Annotated in this window: 5 protein-coding genes; 3 read left to right on the top strand and 2 right to left on the bottom strand. The window is 65.8% G+C overall.

What is annotated here, in order from left to right; all coding sequences use genetic code 11:
• Window positions 1–178 precede the first annotated feature (178 nt).
• On the bottom strand, window positions 179–1,141 hold the full coding sequence (locus GSF22_RS30600; protein ID WP_244454428.1) for a helix-turn-helix transcriptional regulator: 963 nt from the start codon (window positions 1,139–1,141) through the stop codon (window positions 179–181).
• On the opposite strand from GSF22_RS30600, the gene GSF22_RS30605 reads away from it, so the two are divergent.
• The 3 genes from GSF22_RS30605 to GSF22_RS30615 all read left to right on the top strand — a co-directional run bounded on the left by GSF22_RS30605 (window position 1,134) and on the right by GSF22_RS30615 (window position 4,032).
• Entirely contained in the window at window positions 1,134–2,162 is a 1,029-nt protein-coding gene (locus tag GSF22_RS30605; RefSeq protein WP_244454429.1) for an alpha/beta fold hydrolase, read from the top strand. The genes GSF22_RS30600 and GSF22_RS30605 overlap by 8 nt on opposite strands.
• A gap of 445 nt (window positions 2,163–2,607) precedes the next feature.
• The gene (locus GSF22_RS30610; RefSeq protein ID WP_244454430.1) at window positions 2,608–3,000 is read left to right on the top strand and encodes an MmcQ/YjbR family DNA-binding protein; all 393 of its coding nucleotides are present in this window, start codon (window positions 2,608–2,610) and stop codon (window positions 2,998–3,000) included.
• Between the two features lie 312 nt (window positions 3,001–3,312).
• A complete protein-coding gene (locus tag GSF22_RS30615) occupies window positions 3,313–4,032 on the top strand; it encodes a tyrosine-type recombinase/integrase (RefSeq protein WP_307804470.1) in 720 nt (239 codons plus the stop codon).
• A gap of 55 nt (window positions 4,033–4,087) precedes the next feature.
• Here GSF22_RS30615 and GSF22_RS30620 read toward each other — a convergent pair whose 3' ends face one another.
• On the bottom strand, window positions 4,088–4,522 hold the full coding sequence (locus GSF22_RS30620; RefSeq protein WP_208817393.1) for a DUF6228 family protein: 435 nt from the start codon (window positions 4,520–4,522) through the stop codon (window positions 4,088–4,090).
• Window positions 4,523–4,813: the final 291 nt, after the last annotated feature.

Consider the following 4,813-nt stretch of genomic DNA (forward strand, 5'->3'; position numbering starts at 1 on the left):
CTTGACCGCCGCCACCACCCTGCGACGCAAATCCTCCTGCGCCGCAGGGGAAAGCGACCGCGTATCACGCACCACAACACCCATACACACCCAACGATCACGGCATGTTTGGGCTACTGCTCAATAAGTCGTGCGAGCAGTCGGAGTTCATCGGTGCTATGGAACCTGATGACCTCGGTTATCGTTCTGCCGTACGACGTCCGTGCCGGTCTGAGCCGTATCGCTCGACGAGCGCGTTGCCGATCGAGGCCAGGTGGTCTCGCACCCCCGGAGGGCCGGTCACCTCAAGGTATTCGACCAGCCCGGCAAGCTCGCCGGCGAGTATGTATTCGTCGTTGCCGCGGATCACGACCTCGATGCGGCCGTCGGTCGTGGAACCTCCCACCTCGAGCCGAGCGCCGAACCCCATCCGGAGCACGCCTATCCCGTGGGGCGCGCACACGGCCCATGCCTCGACGGGTGTTCGCTTGCGTTCGACCTCGTCCGCGATCTCCCGCCAGCTCTCGGCAAGGTCGAAGTCCTCGGGCCGGTGCACAGGATCGCCGGTCGGGTCGACGGACGACACGCGGTCGATCCGGAAGGTCCGCCGACCGACCTCGGTGCTGGAGATGAGGTACCACGACGGGCCTTTGCCGACGATGCCCAACGGGTGGACGGTTCGCTCGGTTTCGGTGCCTTCACGGTCGACATAGCCGAGTCGGACCTGGACGCCGCGGATCACCGCGTCCTGGAGTTCGTCGAGGAAGCGAGGCGGTCGGGGCTCGGCCCGGCTCGACCCCCATCGTTGCGGGTCCATGACGAGCGACGACGCCGCCGCCTCGGCCTGCGCCCGGAACGGTTCCGGCAGGGCATGCACGAGCTTGCGCAGCGCCGATTTCACGGCCGGCGTGACAGACGAGGCCGGGCCGGCGACCAGGAACAGGGCGCGGGCCTCACTCGCGGTCAACCCGGACAGGTCGGTGCGGGCGCCGCCCACGAGGCGCCAGCCGCCGCCTCGGCCCTGCAGGGAGTACACCGGCACGCCGGCCATGCCCAGGGCGTCGAGGTCGCGGCGGGCGGTGCGCTCGGAGATCTCCAACTCCCGGGCGACCTCCGCTGCGGTCACCTGCTCGCGATGTTGCAGCAGGAGGAGGATGGCCATCAACCGGTCAGCTCGCACACCGGCAACACTCCCACATAAAACCGGTCAGGAGATGACCGGTATCGGTCGGCATGATGCCGGCATGACAATCGCTTTTCCCGAGCCCACCCTCGTTTCGGTCAACGGTGTGGAACTCGAAGTCTTCGAAGCGGGCCGAGAAAATGCCGGAAGGCCCATCGTGCTCTGTCACGGCTGGCCGGAGCATGCCTTTTCCTGGCGCCATCAGGTGCCGGCCCTGGCCGCGGCGGGCTACCACGTCATCGTTCCGAACCAGCGGGGTTACGGCAACTCGTCCCGTCCCGCCGAAGTGACGGACTACGACATCGCACACCTGTCGGGTGACCTCGTCGCCCTCCTCGATCACTACGGCTACGACGATGCCACCTTCGTCGGCCATGACTGGGGCGCATTCGTCGTCTGGGGCCTGACCCTGCTGCATCCGAACCGTGTCAACGGCGTGGTGGCGCTGAGCGTGCCCTACCAAGAGCGCGGAGAGATGCCCTGGATCGAGTTCATGGAGGCCGTGCTCGGCGCCGACTTCTACGTCGTCCACTTCAACCGGCAGCCGGGCGTCGCCGACGCCGTGTTCGAGCAGAACACGTTCCAATTCCTTCGGAACCTGTACCGGAAGAACGTGCCCCTCGCCGAGCCTCAGCCGGGCAATGCGCTGATCAACCTTGCCAGAGCGGAAACCCCACTCGGTGACCCCGTCATGAGTGACAGCGAACTGGCCGTCTTTGTCACCGCCTTCGAATCAACCGGGTTCACGAGCGGAATCAACTGGTACCGAAACCTGGACCGCAACTGGCGCCTGCTGGCGGACGTGGACCCGATCATCCGACAGCCCACCCTCATGATCTACGGCGACCGCGACACGGTCGCGAGGGCTGGAAGACTGACGGAATTCGTGCCGAATGTGGAAGAGGTCAGTCTGGACTGCGGTCATTGGATCCAGCAGGAGATGCCGCAGGAGACGACCGGGGCGATTCTGAAGTGGCTGGACCAGCGGGATGCCGCCTAGCATTCCAGCAGGACATCCGCTCCACGATCCGCTGAGGGCTCGCTGGTCGTAGTAGCTGGTCATGCCCCCTGCGCTGCGGGTTGGTGGCGTCAGCCGCCAACCCGCTAGGGTGCGCCGCCATGCTCTCAAGGACTCAGGGGTAGGCGCTCACGCAGCCCGCAGTCTCGGCATCGAGAAGGACGGCGATGCCTGAACTCGGCGCGGCGCAGGTCGGTTCGATGTAGTCCCGCAAGTCCTTGTCCGACGGGAACGGCCTGTGCTGACGAACACGTGGACGAGCGACATCCCCGGAGCGTAAGTCCAGGCACCGATCAGCGACATCCTCATTTGCCGCGATGATGGTGCCGTGCGGGTCGCAGGTAGACCTCGGCGGGCTGGCGCAGGTACCGCCGACAGGGCGCCGCAGCCGCCCACCGTGTGCTTACCTTCTGATATGCCGCACCCCATGATGTTCGACGAAGCAGACCCACTCCTGAACCGGCTGCGGACGCTCGCCCTCGCCTTCCCCGACGCGGCCGAGAAGATCTCGCACGGACATCCCGCCTTCTTCACCACCAAGGTCTTCGCTTACTACGGCGGATCGGTGAAAATCGACAGCGTCTACCAACAGCATGAACATTCGCTGCTCGTGCTGGTTGATCCCGAAGAGCGAGCGGCGCTGCTGGGGGAGGACCGCTGCTTCGTGCCGGCCTACCTGGGCCCCTACGGCTGGATCGGAATGGACCTGACCGGAGACACCGACTGGGACGAAGTCGACGAGCTACTCGACGCAAGCTACCGACGCACCGCCGGGCCGCGCAGGGTTGCCCGGCTCGACTTGCGGCGATCCCCAGCATAAGGCCGACCAAGGCCACGATCGATGACCGCCACGACAGCGCCCACGGCCCCGCCATGCGCACGGATCTGCCGCTACCTGTGGGCTGGTGTTCATCGCCGGTGGTGACGCTCGGTGATGTCTGGCTATCTTCCCTGCTTCGGCTTCCAATGTCGTACCTGCCGACGAACTCGTTGTGCGCGCCGCAGTGTCGGCCTTCCTGGGCCGCCACCGCTGGCAGACTCACGTCCACACCGAGTCCGATCTGCGAGTCTTCCTGCGCTGGTGCACCGACCAAGGTCTTGACCCTTTGGCTGCGGCGCGGGTGGACATCGAGTGGGTACGTGCGTTGGCTGCAAGACGTGCGCCGGTACCAGCCCTCGACGGTTTCGCGTCGCCTGTCGGTCGTGGTCGGGTTCAATCGGGTCTGCGTCATCGACGCCATCCTGGAGCACTCGCCGGCCGATCACGTCCGTCGGCCCACGGTGCCGTCCGAGTCGCCGACCCCCGGACCCGGGAACCTGCAGTTCGAATCTGATCACTACCGCCCGGCTGTCGGTAAACCCGAACGACTTCGCCCTGATCGCACTCTTAGGCCTGCTCGGCTTGCGGATCCTCGAAGCCTGCGGATCGAACATCGCCGACTTGGGCGAGGAACACGGGCACCGGGTCCTGCACGTGCGCGGCAAGGGTGGCAAGGTCGTTCTTGCCCCGCCGCCACCTGCGGTTGCCCGAGCCATTGACCGGGCCGTCGACGAGTGCACCAGCGGGCCGATCCTGCGCAACACCCACGACAGACGGATGGACCGACACACCACCCGCCGGCTCGAGCACCTCGCCCACGCGGCGGGGATCCGGATGCCGAGAATACATCCCCACATGCTGCGGCACACGTTTGTGACGACGGTGCTCGACTCCGGCGCCAGCCTCCGCGACGTACAGATCGCCGCCCGCCACGCCGATCCGAGAACCATCATGTGCTACGACCGAGCACGCAAGAACCTCGACCGGCACCCCAACTACATCCTCGCCGGGTACATGGCCTCCGGGACGTAGCCAGCGCTCACGGCCCTGCCGAACTGAGGACACGCGTGTCTCACGCGCGTGGTGACTACGCCGGGTCGTCGTCAGAGCCGGTGCCGAGTGCCAGAACTCGTAAGTCCGATGCGGCCCGTGTCAACTCCTCGCCTGGATCGATCGTCAGGTCTGCCGCGACCATCCAGCCCTCGTTGCCCCATCCAGGCCCCTGGCTGCGAAGGATGATCCGGAGCTGGACATGCTGGTACTCGTGCCGAGCCTCGATTCGGAGGTCACCCTCGACCGACTCCCAGACTCGCTCGCTGCCCCAGCCGCGCCAATCGTCGGCGAGCTGACCAAAGAAGTCGGCGAGGTCCTCGAAGCCTGACGCGTGGTTGTGAACGATCCGCTGCGATGCAGCGATTCCATCGCAGCGAAGCTCTGCCGTTACGTATTGCGGGGGACCGTCGGGCGTAAGCCGGAGCCATTCCCCGCGTGACCCGAGTTGAACTGCGCCCACGATGGTCATTTTGGCAGGGAAGGAGCACCGACACATCCTCAATTGCCGCCGACAGTCGCGGCCTGCTGATCGGTCTGTCAGTAACCATGGCCGCCGGCCGCGGCGCTGCCGAACCTTGCGCGGAGCATCCGGTGTGCTTGCAGCCCCGGCCACGAGCCGCCTGGGACGCCTAGCTTGATCTTTAACCTGCGGCGTGGTGGCATCGACCCCGGCTGATCATGGGGACAGCCCTTGATCGATCATTCCTCTTGTCTAGGGAAGAAGATCGCAAACCAAGGGCTGTCTGGTGATCAGTGTGCA

The sequence above is a fragment of the Micromonospora echinofusca genome (assembly GCF_017614955.1).
Lineage (GTDB): Bacteria > Actinomycetota > Actinomycetes > Mycobacteriales > Micromonosporaceae > Micromonospora > Micromonospora echinofusca_A.